The organism is Salinispira sp. (assembly GCF_059431795.1).
In genome coordinates this window covers 128,900-143,447 of the sequence record NZ_JBXWXS010000033.1, presented here as the reverse complement: position 1 = coordinate 143,447, position 14,548 = coordinate 128,900, and the positions used below count along the sequence as shown (strand labels likewise).

The following is a 14,548-nucleotide window of genomic DNA, read 5'->3' as shown; positions in this document are numbered from 1 at the left end:
GTGTTGATTGACAACTGGTTGGAATTCTCTTACTGTAATTATCATGGCAAGCACATCGGGAAATGATGAATCCGGGGCGTTTAATGTCCTCAGTTGGATTCTGAATGTTTTTACCGGCGGGAATGATCCCGAGCGGGAAAAAAAGCGTTTACTCAAGCAATTGGGGAAGGATCTTTCCCGGGGAAAGTATAAATTTTACAAGCCCAGAGGATCTCAGGCTCTTCCGGGGCTTGGAAAGTTTTTTTTCGAGATATATAAGATAACCTCCAGTGCTGCCACTCTCCTGAGAAACGCCCAATCAAGTACTGCTATTCGTGAGATGTGTGTGGAATATTTCATGACCGAAAAACAGCGGGCATTAGCTGCATCCTTCGAAGAATCGGCCATACGGGAATCTGCAAAAACCATGGATCCCAAAGTACATGCTTCCAAGCTGAAGGACGATATGGTGAGCTTTTTCAGCAGCTTCGACAGCGCTTTGGTGAATCAGGTTGATGGAGCCTATTCACGGATCCAGCAGCTCATAGCGTTTGTAAATTTCGATTACTATTTTGTCCTGAAAAAGTTTGACTCCTCCTTCCAGGAGGGGAATGTAAGCGCAGCTCCCAAGCAGGAAGCCATTAATGCCGATTATGTAAGTGACGATATCAAGGATTTTCTTGAAGTTATGCTGCCGCTGGATCGGGAGGGTGACTGGAATCAGGTTTTGGATATTCTCGCCCAGTACAAAGGTGTGGAGGTGGTGAACCGCCAGGCTTGGAACCGTCTCATGAATGCGCTGAAAGGTATTGTGAACTCAAATGTGCTTACCATGATCGTTCAGCATATAGACGAGGACCCCTACTGGACGCCCCAGATGGAAGTTACCAGGGGCCGGATCATAGAATCGTACTTGGAGACCCTTCGCACCAGGACGGAAAACGTTGTGCAGAAAATTCTCTCCGAGAAGCGGAATGCCAAGGTTGAAAAACTCTGCGTTGCAGTGTTCGGGTCGAATCCCACTCCCCGTATGAAGTTTTATAATGAAAAAGCAAACATGATGTTCAGCAAAAAGTTGAATGTTGAATATCTCTACACAACACCGATGAACTATCTCAAAACCTTCCTCCTGGATTTCTTTAAAAAAGATATCCGGGAGCTGGAGGATCTGCTGTTGGTGAGGGGCAAGTGGTCCACAAATGTAATGTCCCAGCAGATGTCCGACGCATATTACCGGGTTTTGGAAATTTCCGAGCAGTTGCTGCAGTTTGACGAAGGATTGAACGAAGAGGGTGAGCTTGGGGCCCGATTAAAGCGTTCCCTTGCCCGGGTTGTGGACAGGGATCCGTCAACCGCCCGGGGTGTTCAGACCATGGTGAAAGAGATCAATGATAACGCCATCCAAATCATCAACGAAGCTGCCAGCAATCTTATCTCGTTCGGAAAAAACCTGAAGAGTCTTATTGAAGACTCTGATAGAAAAGACCATGAGCTGATCATCAATTGGAAGGAACTTGAAAGCATGTCTGAAACACCGGTGAAAACCCGGATGTCCGATGCATATAAGAAAATATATTATTTCATCCAGTTAATGCAGATGTTCGTGAAACCGGGAAAACCTGAGGCCCCGCCGGTGTGATCTGCTCGGCACCGGCAATTCACCCCGGCCGCTGCCCCGTCCTTCTGCGGAACCGTGGAATAGTTAGCTCAGCTCCTATTTAAGGAAACTCCCTCCAGCTCCAGAAGAAATTCCTTAATTTCCCGGCCACGGGCGGCATCTATCCGGGATAGTGAGTACTCCCCCAGACCGCCGTTTTTCGGCACGACCCGGTGACAGGGTATGACGATGGGAACAGGATTAATTCCCACAGCCCGGCCCACCGCCTGGGCGGCATATTTTCTTCCGATCTTTTGAGCCACCTCACCGTAGGTCATGGTGCTTCCGAACGGGATTTTTTGAATCCGTGCCCATACGTCCATTTGGAAGTCAGTTCCTTCCAGCACAATATCCAGTTCGAAATGACGCAGCCGACCCTGGAAATATTCCTCGAGCTGATATGCCAATTCACCGCAGGCATACCGGTTCTCCTCCACCCGTGAGTCGGGAAAATCATGAGAAACAGCCGTGTAACTTATGCGGAGGACGGCTCCATCCCGGTCCACGGCAAGGTGGAGGGGGCCGATGGGACTCTTCATACTATGGGTGAAAACAGTGGCTGACGCATTATTCGGGTTCATCCTTTGTATTATACGAAGGCTGGAGCCGGCTGTCCAAGGGAGAAAGGCTGTGAGCCGCTTAAAACTTCAGGTGCAGGCCGGTGAATCCCGGAGAAAAGACCATACTGGAGACATCCGGTGTATAGCTTCCGTACTCATACGCCTGCAGGGAAAAACTGCCCTCGATGGTTATTGCCATCCCGAAACTGGACAGAACCAGACCGGAGTAGAATGGAATGTAGTGCAGCCGTTGAGCTCTGCGCAGTTTAGCTTTTGCATCTTCCAAGGCATCGATACTGCCGCTTCCCTGGAACGATTCATATTCCGCCAATGCTTCGTTCAGAGGGTTACGGTTTACTGCTCCCCAGATGGTGATACCGCCTCCGGCTATGCTCATGATGAGACCGGTCAGCATTTTCTGCTCACCGGTGAGCCCCGGTCCAGATGCATCTGCGGGTTCCTCAATCGGGGTGTCATCCTCTTCTGAAGCATCTTGAAGGGGAGAAAGGCCGGGGTGCGCCGGCAGGGACTGGGGCATGAGAAGAAACGACATCATCAGTATGGCCAGTGCAGGGCGTATCATTATGAGTTATCCTCCAGCTTGATTTCCGGAAACGGCGATTCCCACTGCCAGCCGGTTTTTCCTTCCCGACGGTAGTGTTCCAGCCTTCGAATACTAATTTCGGCAAAAATCGGATCTATATCAAGGGTGATGCAGCGCCTTTCCAGCCGTTCTGAGGCCAAAAGGGTGGTTCCGGCATGAGAAAAGCTGTCGAGAACCGTATCGTCCTTGCGGCTGCTGCTGAGTATGACCCGTTCCATTGCCTCCAGGGGCTTTTGGGCATATGCTCCGGGTACGTTTTCCTCCCTGCGGTAAAACACCTGTTGAAGGTCGACCCAGACATTTCCCGGACGGATATACTCGCTTCTGCTCCGTTGTTCATTGCTGAGCTGATTTCGGTAGTAGCCTTTCAGAATTCTGGGGATATCTGTATACACCGGCTGAAAAACCGGCTTGCCTCTGGTGTAATACAGCAGTTCCTGACGGACGCTCATCCAGTTTTTCTGTGTGCCGTATCCCCGCTGATTCCGCATGGTAATAAAACTCCGGCTCCGGAGGTCTTCGAATTCCCGCATCATCAGCATAAATTCCGGAAGGGGCTGAAAGTGATCGGTCTGGTCGGCCCCCAGCCAGATATAGAAATTCAAATCCCGGGCACATACATCCAGAAGGGCCCGTACCCAGGATTCACTGAACCGGATATAGGCGTCGCGGTTGCCGGAAAACAACTGGCTGCTGCTGCGCCCCCCCACTTTGAAATTATACGGCGGATCGCAGAGGGCCAGTACCGGCCCGGGGGAGTTGAGAACCGGCCCCGGGGGGGTGAGGCGGGATGACCTGGTAAGGGACGCAAGAAAAGCCGGGTCGCATGCATCCCCTGCGGCCACCAGATGTCTTCCCTGAGGATCTTCCCATACCTCACCGGCCTTCAGCCTGCAGTGGGGCAGGAGAAGGGAGCGAAGTTCAGGGGATGTATCCAGCCGGGGAAGAGCCTCTTTCATTGATCCTCGTTCAGCAGCTCCAGGTGAATGCCTGAATTTTCTTCCTTTTCTTTACTTTGAATCATGCTGAGAAGCCTATGGGGAAGAAATGCAGTGAGAATTACATCCTGATCCCCGTACTCCGTTTCGAGCACTCTGCCTTCTCTGTGTGCCAGGGAGATAATGTCACCTTTGCTGTGGTTCATGGTCAGCCGAACCTTCTGGAGTGTTTTGGAGATCTGGGCTTCCACTGCCTGGGCCAGCTCTTCAAACCCCTCCCCGCTTTTCACCGAGATAAACAGTGCCCGGGGATAGCGTTGACGCATGAAGCTTTTCTGATCTCCCTGGGCCGCATCGCATTTATTGAATACCAGAATTTCCGGTTTGTCCTGTACACCGATCTCTTCCAGCACCGATCTGGTGGTTGAAATATGCTGATGCAGGTCCGGATTGGTGATATCAACTATATGAAGCAGAAAATGGGCAAGTACCGTCTCCTCAAGAGTTGACCTAAAAGCATCCACCAAATCGTGGGGCAGTTTCCTGATGAACCCCACCGTATCTGTAAGGAGCACCTCCATACCCGAGGGCATATGGTAACGGCGTGTGGTGGGATCCAGGGTTGCGAAAAGCTTGTCTTCCACAAGAATTTCAGAATCGGTCAGGGCCCGGTGGAGGCTGGATTTTCCCGCATTGGTGTAGCCCACAATTGCTGCGGTGGGAACGGGAATGGATTCCCGCTGCTTTCTCAAGGTTGATCTCTGGCTTTGAACCTGTGCCAGTTCCTCTTTCAACCGTGCGATTCGGGCTTCCACCAGTCTGCGGTCAACTTCAAGCTGAGTTTCACCCTCACCGCGAGTTCCTTTCGCCCCCCCCCGTTGCCGGGAGAGATGGGTCCACAATCGGCGCAGGCGGGGCAGACTGTATATAAGACGGGCCAGTTCCACCTGGAGTCTCGCTTCCTTGGTGTTTGCCCGTTGGGCGAAGATTTCAATAATTACCTGATGCCGGTCTATAACCGGCTTTCCGCAGAGTTTCTCCAGATTCCGCTGTTGACTGGGTGAAAGATCGTCGTCAAACACCACGTAGTCGGCTTCCAGGGCTTCCGCCTGTACGGATATTTCTTCCGCCCAGCCGCTGCCGATAAGGTATTTGGGCTGGGGATCCCGTACCGGGACAATAAACTCCCCTGCGCTGATGAAGCCCAGGGTTGAGCACAGGCCTTCCAGTTCTTCCAGATGATCTCTGGCTTCCCGGTCGCTGAGTTCCTTGCCCCGGAGGGTTATGAGAAGAGCCCGCTCTTCTTTTTGCTGTTCATATTCTATCATGCCCTTCCAGTATACCCCGGAGAAGGCGTTCTGAGTAGCGAGGCAATTTAAAAAATCCGAGATTTTTGAAATTGCCTCTTGTGCGTGGGGTATACTGGAACTTTTAAAGTCATGTGGAGCTAAAGAATCATTGCGGAACGGGCCCAGTCATAGTGATTCTGCCGCAGGGTTTCAATATCCGGCATGGGGTAGAACAGCACCTTTTCCCCTTCTCCGACATATATTCCCCGGTTGATAATGTTGTAGGAAAAGCTCTCGCTGTGGCTGCGCTCCACATTTTTGTTCATTTTATGGGGATCATCCAGGACCGATTGGATACAGTCTTTGAAGTGGTCAAGATTCCGGTCATAGGTGGAGCCAATGTTACCGGTTTTTTCCGGGTTATCCAGATCGATGGTTTTCAGGTCTGCAAAAACCACTTTGGGTACAGATACCTTAACCTTTGGGTTTGTCATGTATGCCGCAAATTCATGGGGATCGAGACGGCTTACAACAAGCGGATTTATGGGGCATAGCTCGTTGTATACATAGTACTGAGCGTCTCTGGGGGCGGCATATGCCTCAGGCTGAATTTCCAGGCTTCTTCCGTCCGTGGTCACCAAAAACATGGACTGCATCATATCCAGCGGGGTGTGTTCAAGACTCCGGTACACCGATAACCATACGGAATTTTTCGGCCGTCCGTCGTCGTGGATAACACAACGCTCTTTGGCGTATTCCCAATCGAAATACTCACCGTAATTGCCTTTGACCTGAATAAAAATAATGCGCTCAAATGAACCGTTTGTTTTTCCGGTAGCCATATAGCTGCCAAAATGCCGGGGCTCAAGCTGACTTGCGATTAATGCCTGGTTGGGAAAAACCGAAAGATAAAAATAGGTCTGCATACCGTGCACCTCCCCTAAAATCTTATGCCCAACCGTTCAAATTGTACATAAAAAAAAGTAATATGTGAGGTATGACAGGAGAAGAAGCGCCTCCGCCTAACTGCAATAAATGTATTCACTTCTACGTAACATGGGATCCGGTATTTCCCAAAGGCTGCCGCCAGTTCGGTATCAAGTCGCGGCTGCTGCCCTCCATGCTTGTCCAAAAAAATACCGGCAGACGATGCCCGTCATTTCAGAAGAATCCGAAAATCCGGGATTGAGGGCCGGTACAATCCGCTCATACATACTGCTTGAGCTATGGGAGACGGCAGTTATATTGCGAAGTGGCGGGTGTAGACCTGCCAGGTGCTTGATACCAGGTTTTCCACATCGCTTTCCCGGGCTTCCCACGCCAGCAGTTTTTTTGCCTCCCGGCTGGATGCCACCAGTTTTGCAGGATCACCGGGGCGGCGTTCAGCCACCTCAGAGGGAATGGTCTGGCTGGTGATCCTCCGGGCGGTTTCAAGCATCTGGTTCACCGAGATGCCCGATTCGCTTCCCAGGTTCACGATCACATCGGAATTTTCTGTGCGGAGATATTCCATGGCCGAAACATGCGCCCGTGCCAGATCGCTCACATGAACATAGTCCCGTACGCCGTAACCGTCGTCCGTATCAAAATCGTTACCGAAAATATTCAGTTGAGGACGCTTGGAAACCGCAACCTCCATTATCACCGGAAGCAAATTCGCGGGGTTCTGTTCCAGACCGGTAATACGCCCCTTGGCGTCATATCCTGCTGCATTGAAGTAGCGCAGGGCGGCAAAACGGATGTTCCTGAGTTTGGAGTACCACTGGAGGAAGCGTTCTATCTCAAGTTTTGTGAAGCCGTAGTAGTTTTCCGGATTGCATTCGTGGTGTTCATCTATCGGTAGATATTTGGGTTCACCGTACACCGCAGCAGAAGAGGAGAATACAATTCGGGGAGTTCCTGTTTCTGACATGGCATTGAGGATATTCAGAGTGCCGGTGATATTATTCACCGAATACTTTTCCGGTTTGATCATTGATTCTCCGGCGGCTTTGAATGCTGCAAGGTGGATTACGCAATCAAACGGTCCCTTCTGCTCCATGCAATCCACCAGCTGCTCCTTTTGGAGAATATCTCCATGGGTGAATCCGGCGCGACTGAAAAGATTCTCCCTGACCCCGCTGGACAGATTGTCGAATACTTGGACGCTGTGTCCCTGCTCAATTAGCTCAAGGACAACATGACTTCCGATGTAGCCCGCTCCGCCGATTACCAATACGTTCATACCAGCTCCTTGCCATAGTTCATTCTCCCCGTCGGGGAGGATCATTCGTCTTGTAAGCCGTCTGTGCTTCTATTAGTATGTGATATGTCCCGTGACATGTCTAACGGGTACTACCAATTCCAGAAGGTGCGGCGCATGTCTGATAATACAGCAAAATATGATTTTACCATTCCAACCCTGGGTCCGGGGAAAGTTAAATCTCCCATTCTTCTTTCCAAGGTGTTTGGAGATACTATAGCAAACTATGTGAGTGATGACGAGAAGATTCTCTACCATATTCAGGTTGATGAGCATGATCCAGGCTGCAGCTATGAGGATTACGGGATCATTCAGAAAGCCGGTCCCCGGGAGAAGATTTATTTTAATCCGGATCATGTTCGCGCCGGAATCATCACCTGCGGGGGGCTCTGCCCCGGACTTAACGATGTAATCCGTTCAGCCGTGCGCACCCTATGGTACCGCTACGGGGTCCGGCGGATTACCGGTATTAAATTTGGCTATAACGGTCTTCTGGGAGCGGTGGATGATTCCCTCATGGATCTCAATCCCGATGTTGTGGACGATATACACCGTATCGGCGGAAGCATTCTGGGCAGTTCCCGGGGCGGGGGAGACCGTACCGATGAAATCGTCGATGCCATTGAACGCTTAAATCTTAACATGTTGTTCACAATAGGCGGTGACGGAACCCAAAAAGGAGCTCTTGCCATTGCCGAGGAAATTGAGCGGCGAAAACTGAAAATTGCCGTGGTGGGAATTCCAAAAACCATAGATAACGATCTGAGCTTCATTGAGCGGAGTTTCGGGTTTGAAACCGCAGTGGTTCGGGCCACCGAATCGGTCTTTGCAGCCCACCAGGAGGCCCACTCGGCGATTAATGGTGTGGGTCTGGTAAAATTGATGGGGCGGGACAGCGGGTTCATTGCCGCCCATACGGCAATGGCCAGCCACGATGTGAACTTTGTCCTTATTCCTGAAGTACCCTTCGATCTTGAGGGACCCGACGGGCTGTTTGAACAGTTGAAAAAGCGGCTGGAACGTCGAAACCATGCGGTCATTGTGGTTGCCGAAGGTGCGGGACAGGAGCATCTTGACGCGGACGCCCGTACCGATGCTTCTGGAAACAAAATCCTGGGTGATATCGGACTATTTCTGAAAAAGCGGATTGTGGAGCATTTTCAGTCCATCGGCTACCCGGTGAATCTGAAGTATATCGACCCCAGTTATATTATCAGGAGTTCAGTGGCCATCCCCACAGACAGTCTCTACTGTTCCCGCCTGGGTACCAACGCGGTACATGCCGCCATGGCCGGTAAAACCAAGACCCTTATCAGCCTGCTGAACAACCACTATGTACATGTTCCCATTGAGTTGGCAACCCGAACCAGGAACTACGTCGATCCAGAAGGAAGTCTATGGAGGGACGTTATCGACTCCACCAGCATGCCCATACAAATGACCAACCCGAAAAAGTGAATAGCCGGTAATTGCCGGCCCTCCCACGGAGAGCATATATGCAAATAATTTACGATCCTTCGGATACCCTTGATATTTCCGATTACGGTATCCATATACCCATTTCATTTAATAATGCGCGAAAAACCACGGAGCTGCTTCTGGAAGATTACAGTAATGGACCAGGGCATTCGGAAAAAGAAGGGGCCAATCCGCCCCCCTGGTTTCATTCCAGCTTGGACCCGCCGCCGGGGAAAGGTGAATTGTCGGCGGTTCATGAGCCTGAGTATGTGAGCCGGCTGTTGGGGGGCGGGAAGAACCTGGAGCAGGAAATTATCCGAACCTTTGAGTTGATCGATGACCAGGGAATGTATAACCGTTACGCGCCGGAAACTGCAGGAAAAAAACTGGATGAACTATTTTCGGTAATTCTTCGAAGGGGGGGAGGCACTGCCAAGGCTGCCCGACTGGCCCTGGAGACAGGCTCCGCTTTCTATTTTGGAGGCGGATTTCACCATGCCCATTACAGCTTCGGTTCGGGTTTTTGCTTTTATAACGATATGCTCACGGCTCGACAGATGCTCTCTTCACCCAAAGATCCTCCTCTTACCTGGATTCTTGATATCGACGCCCATAAAGGAGACGGCACCGCCGAACTGGTACAGCGGATGAATGAACAGGGAGACCGCTCGGTTATTGATCTGAGCATTCATATGGCCAATGGCTGGCCCCTTGATGATACACGGATTCCACTCGGATACTCTTCGGATCCGGCCTGGATACCCGCAGCACTGGACATTCCTGTATCAAGCCAGGCTCAGAATCAGTATATCCGGCTCCTGGGCAAGGGACTTGAGGATATGGAAGCCATGAGCCTGAAACGCTGGGGGCGCAAAGCTCCTGACCTGGCATTTGTAGTGGCGGGAGCCGACCCCTTTGAGGAGGATGAGCTGCCTTCCACCCAGCTTCTCCGTCTTTCCCGGGCTGTCATGCGTGAGCGAAACCTTTTGGTGCACAGCTTTCTTACCGAACGGAATATACCCGCCGCGTATGTACAGGCCGGAAATTACGGAAATAATTCATGGAAGGTATATTATGACTTCCTTAGTGAATTGGTCATTCAAGAAGCATAGGCTGCCTGAATCAGCGGATGCGGGAGATTGTTCTGATGTGGGAGGCAATTTCAAAAATCGGCTATTTTGGAATATGCTCCGGGGAAATGGGTAAAAAAAGGCCGGCACTCACTGCCGGCCTTATCCGTCGGGGGTACTATGCCCCGGGATGTTTTGAACCAATGTCATAGACATAGAATCGAAGTTTATGGGCTGGACGCCCCGGGGATCTTGAACTGAGGCAGCATTCGAGTTTCACCTCAGTTCATCCCCTGCATATTTAGGTGGAGTATTCATAAAAATCCTCCTGTACTATATGCAGTGAAGCTTCCGGAGCCGTGCATGTAGTCACCGTTCCGGAACCTGGAATCCGCGCTGAATTACATCAACTAATGAAATTCTAATACCGCCGGAGTCCCGGGTCAATGGCTATGCGTACTTTTCTGCAAATTCTTTCATATAATCCGCAAGGGCCTGCACCCCTTCAAGGGGCATGGCATTGTAGATGGAAGCCCGGCAACCGCCCACAGAACGGTGCCCCTTCAGCCCAAGCATGTCCCGTTGGGATGCGCCTTTGAGGAACTCCGTCTGGAGCTCTTCGTTTTTCAGGGTGAACACCACATTCATGTTGCTGCGCACATCTTTCTGAACCGGGCAATTATAGAATCCTTCGGCATTGTCTATTACTCCGTAGAGCAGTGAAGCCTTCCTGTGATTCATCTCCTGAATACCTTCAAGGCCACCGTTACTCTCTATCCATTTGAGAACCTTGCTCATTGCCCAGATGGGGAATACCGGAGGTGTATTGTACAGACTGTCTTTGTCTGCGTGGGTTTTGTATTTCAGGTATGCTCCCAGATTCTCCGGTGCATGCTGGATCAGATCCTTGCGGATAATCACCATGGTAACTCCGGCTGGTGCAAGATTCTTTTGTGCGCCGGCGTAGATCAAGCCGAAACGCTCTACCGGGAGGGGTCGGGAAAGAATATCCGAAGACATATCCGCTACCAGGGGAATATCGCTTTGGGGGAAATCCTTCCACTGAACGCCGTTTATCGTTTCATTGCTGGTAATATGAAGATATGCACTGTCTGCGTTGGTTTTGATTTCGGCAGAGGAAGGAAGGGAGGTGTAGGCACCCTCTTTTCCGTCCCACAGTATTTTGGCATCTCCATAAATTTTGGCATCTGCCAGAGCCTTCTTCGCCCATGTGCCGCTCACCACAAAATCCATGGAGGTTTTATCTCCCAGCAGATTCTGGGGAATCATGGAGAACTGAAGTGTTGCTCCTCCCCCCATAAGGAGAACCTCATAATCGTCGGGTACATTGAGCAGTGATTTGATTCCATTAATAACGGAAAAATGCACCTCATCGTATTCTTTACTTCGGTGACTTGTCTCCACCAAAGAAAGACCGCTGCCCTGATAATCAACCAGATCCTGTTCAAGCTCCTTCAGCACCTCAAGGGGAAGCGTGGAAGGTCCGGCGTAGAAATTATACTTTCGTGCCATGTGTGGTCTCCTCGTGTTTTCTTTACCCGGCATGGATTGTCGGGAATCGATAATTATTTATAGTATACTAAGGGGTATTACACTGCAATACACCAGAAATCAGCTCAAGGTAAAATCGAGATAAACGGATATAACAGACAACAGCTCAAGAGTGATGGCGGTAATAAAAAACAGCATCCCCCGGGAAAGCCATTTGGTTTTCCGCATATTTATCTTGGAAATAGCATACAATTGTTTGCTGAACATGGTATACACCGCATGATCATCTTCAGCCAGATCTGCAAGATACCGTGCGTAACTACCTGGGGTTCTGAAACGGGAGATGCCTCCGAAAAATGTGGGGTTGATCTGGAATTTTCGTTCTTCTTCACTCGGCTCCCGGGGGACTTTCACCAGCTTAGGGCGAATCACCATCAGAAGGGAGAAGATTGTCAGCAGCGCTGCGATAAAATAGAAGAACACCAATACCAGACTTGCAATATTCGCCGATACCTTGTCGAAGTGTACGATAAAAAACACCATGAATACCCCCAGGGTGGATAACAGAGCCGTGGCCTTCGAGTCCGATCGCTGGAGGTTTTGCTGCTCGGTATCCAGGATGCGCAAAAGCACCGTAAGCTTTTCGGAAAATGCCTTCATGGATGTTTCTCCTCTGAATATTCCCATCATATCCGGGAACCCCTGCTTCTGTCTATTTTCTGTTGACAGTGCACCAAAGCTTGTAAAAAAATCACTCAAATTCTGGCGTTTTTTCAACTGGATTTTCCGCAGCCGAGCAAGCCAGGAGCAGCCTCATACCCCGTTTGGTTACTGCTTAAACCCACACATGAAAGGGAAGCCTTCGCCCAGATTGAATGCCTTTGTTCCTCCAGCCCAACAGCCAAGTGGTTTTCTCTTGCTGCCACAGATCACATTTATTCAAAAACACTCTTCTTCCCCAGTGTTTCCGGATTACCTCATGGAGTTTCCAGCCTGGTACTCCAAGCTGTTCTGCCCGGGTCTTCCAGTTGCCGTTTCTCTGATCACGAACCCTTCGGGGCATGAGATAATTATGCACCATCTGATATATGCTCAACCTTACCATCATTTGGGAAGGGCATCGGGCAAACTGCGTGGTTTCGCGAACATGGTTCGCCTGGTCCTTTCGAAACTGCCGATCCACGTAGTTCACCGGAAACAGCCGATTACTCACGGTTCGCGGCAGGGTTGAAGAATACTGTCTGTGATGGATCCGCGGTCCCGGCTTCCTAATATTTTTCAGGGCTCTAACATACGCTTTGTGAAAGTCGGTATTCAGCCCCACATTCTGTATATGTTTCTGAAACAGATAGTTGCGAAGGTTTTCAAGAAGAATTTGCACCGACTTTTCAATGGCCTTCGGAGGAGCCTTTCCCAGTGTTTTTTCAAGCCTTGCCCTCTTTTCCTTCTGCTTCTCTGTCATGCTTCCCTTACGCCTCAGCTGGGAATATCCCATGGAATAGATCAATTCCGAACCGCTGCCCACAAGAATATTGATATTGTTAGGAAAGTACTGGCTCAAACTGAATGACTCAAAGCCATCAAGGCAGTACTCAATTTCGGGACTGATCAGCTTTCGCAGATCAGAATGGATGGCCATGAGCACCCGGCAGATTCGCTCGTATCGGTTTTGGATTTGCTCATAGCGCATACCGCTGAAGCGGGTCATATTGCCTTGTCCGCTGGATGAAACCAGGTTGCGGATCAGAGGAATGTAGTCCACCGGCTTTTTCACGTAGTAGTCCATTCTGAAGGTTTGCAGGGAAAATGTCTTGCCGCAAGTCTGACAGCGGTATCGGGGCACCCTCCCGAAGGCTTTAGTTGGATAGGATCCGTGGAATTTGAACCAGGACCTGTCATGGGGTGGTTGGTCCTGAAATCGTGTGCAGCGTGGGTTTGAGCAGTGGGGGACCGGGCTGTGGTGTGAAAATTCGAGCGAATTCAGCTCGAATTCCGGCAGTAGTTTTTCTATGTATGGTTGGATATTGTTCATAAACCATAGACCGGGAAAGAGTTACTGCTGCTTTGATTTGCTGTGTTTTTTTACAAGCTTTGGTGCACTATTAATTCTGTTCATTTTCTGGACACGGGGGCATGGTCGGTTTATTCTTGCTGTATGCGTGAGGAACAAATACACATACCCGTGAAGGGTTCCATGGCCTTCGCCCGGATTTGGCATGCCAAGGGTGACGCCAGAGGAATTATTTTATTGGTGCACGGCGCACTGGAACATTCCGGCCGGTACGGCAACTTTGCCCTATTTCTGGCTCATCACGGGTATCATGTTGTGGGCTATGATCTGAGAGCCCACGGTTACTCGGCGTTGAGCAGTAAACATGCAGGAGATTCCCGGGCCATCACCCGGGCGATTCAGGAAACCCCGGATTTTGGCCATATGCCCGGAGAAGAGGGGTGGTATCTCTATCTTGATGATTTTGCTCAGGTGGTGGATTACATCAGCGTGCGGTATGCGGAGCTGAAGCTCTATGTCTTCGCCCACAGTATGGGCTCCATGATTGCCCGGTCCGCCCTTTCGCTTCTTCCTCCGGGTCAGCTGGAGAAAATCCACGGAATAATCCTCAGCGGCACTCCGGGCAACGGAGGTATACGGGCCAAGGCCGGGCTGATGATTATAAATTCAGGAATACAGAAAAACGGGGATGCGCAGATCAGTCCAAAAATCCATGATTTGGTGTTCGGGCCATATGCGAAATCCCGCCGTTTCACCTCTGTTCGAACCGAGCAGGATTGGATCAGCAGCATACCCGACGAAGTGGATGCATACATCGCAGATCCGCTCTGCGGAACCGTCATGCGTCTGGGCTTCTACAAAACTCTTGCCGAGGGTAACCTGTATCTCTACAGCAAGGGGTACCGAAAAGCCCTGACAGACAAGAGCATACCTCTCATGATGATTGCCGGTGACCACGATCCTGTGAGCTCATTCGGCAAGAGCGTATTGAGACTCGCTGATTTCTTTCGCCGACTGGATTGGCAGGATATCCGGGTGAAGATATACCCCGAGGGAAGACATGAGCTGCTTCATGATGCCATGAAGGCTCGGGTGTATGACGATCTTCTGGAATGGCTGAACGGGCACTAATACCGGTAGCTCACAAGCCCGCCCACTGCCGAGCCCGTTTGGAGTAATCTGACCAAAAAAGGCGGCGAAGCTTTTGCCCCGCCGCCCTGATTGCTCA

The 14,548-nt window shown here is 50.6% G+C and carries 13 protein-coding genes; 4 read left to right on the top strand and 9 right to left on the bottom strand.

Features of this window, described 5'->3' with window-relative positions:
* Positions 1 to 43 precede the first annotated feature (43 nt).
* Positions 44 to 1,618 carry a DUF5312 family protein gene (locus AC52PS_RS11800; RefSeq protein WP_495563271.1) on the top strand — a complete coding sequence of 525 codons (1,575 nt, stop codon included), beginning with the start codon at positions 44 to 46 and terminating at the stop codon, positions 1,616 to 1,618.
* Between the two features lie 68 nt (positions 1,619 to 1,686).
* Here AC52PS_RS11800 and AC52PS_RS11795 read toward each other — a convergent pair whose 3' ends face one another.
* The 6 genes from AC52PS_RS11795 to galE all read right to left on the bottom strand — a co-directional run bounded on the left by AC52PS_RS11795 (position 1,687) and on the right by galE (position 7,251).
* On the bottom strand, positions 1,687 to 2,217 hold the full coding sequence (locus AC52PS_RS11795; protein WP_495563270.1) for a methylated-DNA--[protein]-cysteine S-methyltransferase: 531 nt from the start codon (positions 2,215 to 2,217) through the stop codon (positions 1,687 to 1,689).
* 58 nt (positions 2,218 to 2,275) lie between these two features.
* A complete protein-coding gene (locus AC52PS_RS11790; RefSeq protein WP_495563269.1) occupies positions 2,276 to 2,779 on the bottom strand; it encodes a hypothetical protein in 504 nt (167 codons plus the stop codon).
* Positions 2,779 to 3,759: a DNA-methyltransferase gene (locus tag AC52PS_RS11785; protein ID WP_495563268.1), complete on the bottom strand. Its 981-nt coding sequence runs from the start codon at positions 3,757 to 3,759 to the stop codon at positions 2,779 to 2,781. Before AC52PS_RS11785 ends, AC52PS_RS11790 begins: the two co-directional genes overlap by 1 nt.
* Positions 3,756 to 5,066: a GTPase HflX gene (gene hflX / locus AC52PS_RS11780; protein ID WP_495563267.1), complete on the bottom strand. Its 1,311-nt coding sequence runs from the start codon at positions 5,064 to 5,066 to the stop codon at positions 3,756 to 3,758. The genes AC52PS_RS11785 and hflX overlap by 4 nt, the downstream gene beginning before the upstream one ends.
* Positions 5,067 to 5,185: 119 nt before the next feature.
* Positions 5,186 to 5,953: a hypothetical protein gene (locus tag AC52PS_RS11775; RefSeq protein ID WP_495563266.1), complete on the bottom strand. Its 768-nt coding sequence runs from the start codon at positions 5,951 to 5,953 to the stop codon at positions 5,186 to 5,188.
* Between the two features lie 314 nt (positions 5,954 to 6,267).
* The gene (gene galE, locus AC52PS_RS11770) at positions 6,268 to 7,251 is read right to left on the bottom strand and encodes a UDP-glucose 4-epimerase GalE (protein ID WP_495563265.1); all 984 of its coding nucleotides are present in this window, start codon (positions 7,249 to 7,251) and stop codon (positions 6,268 to 6,270) included.
* Between the two features lie 135 nt (positions 7,252 to 7,386).
* On the opposite strand from galE, the gene AC52PS_RS11765 reads away from it, so the two are divergent.
* Positions 7,387 to 8,727: an ATP-dependent 6-phosphofructokinase gene (locus AC52PS_RS11765; protein WP_495563264.1), complete on the top strand. Its 1,341-nt coding sequence runs from the start codon at positions 7,387 to 7,389 to the stop codon at positions 8,725 to 8,727.
* Between the two features lie 38 nt (positions 8,728 to 8,765).
* Positions 8,766 to 9,839: an arginase family protein gene (locus AC52PS_RS11760; protein ID WP_495563263.1), complete on the top strand. Its 1,074-nt coding sequence runs from the start codon at positions 8,766 to 8,768 to the stop codon at positions 9,837 to 9,839.
* A 408-nt stretch (positions 9,840 to 10,247) separates the two neighbouring features.
* Here AC52PS_RS11760 and serC read toward each other — a convergent pair whose 3' ends face one another.
* The 3 genes from serC to AC52PS_RS11745 all read right to left on the bottom strand — a co-directional run bounded on the left by serC (position 10,248) and on the right by AC52PS_RS11745 (position 13,095).
* Positions 10,248 to 11,330 carry a 3-phosphoserine/phosphohydroxythreonine transaminase gene (gene serC / locus AC52PS_RS11755; RefSeq protein WP_495563262.1) on the bottom strand — a complete coding sequence of 361 codons (1,083 nt, stop codon included), beginning with the start codon at positions 11,328 to 11,330 and terminating at the stop codon, positions 10,248 to 10,250.
* Between the two features lie 99 nt (positions 11,331 to 11,429).
* A complete protein-coding gene (locus tag AC52PS_RS11750) occupies positions 11,430 to 11,969 on the bottom strand; it encodes a Pycsar system effector family protein (RefSeq protein ID WP_495563261.1) in 540 nt (179 codons plus the stop codon).
* Positions 11,970 to 12,144: 175 nt separating this feature from the next.
* Complete coding sequence (locus AC52PS_RS11745) at positions 12,145 to 13,095, bottom strand: hypothetical protein (protein ID WP_495563260.1); 951 nt, start codon at positions 13,093 to 13,095, stop codon at positions 12,145 to 12,147.
* A gap of 369 nt (positions 13,096 to 13,464) precedes the next feature.
* Between AC52PS_RS11745 and AC52PS_RS11740 the strand changes: the two genes are divergently transcribed.
* Positions 13,465 to 14,451 (top strand): alpha/beta fold hydrolase, encoded by a 987-nt coding sequence (locus tag AC52PS_RS11740; RefSeq protein WP_495563259.1) that lies wholly within the window; start codon positions 13,465 to 13,467, stop codon positions 14,449 to 14,451.
* Positions 14,452 to 14,548: the final 97 nt, after the last annotated feature.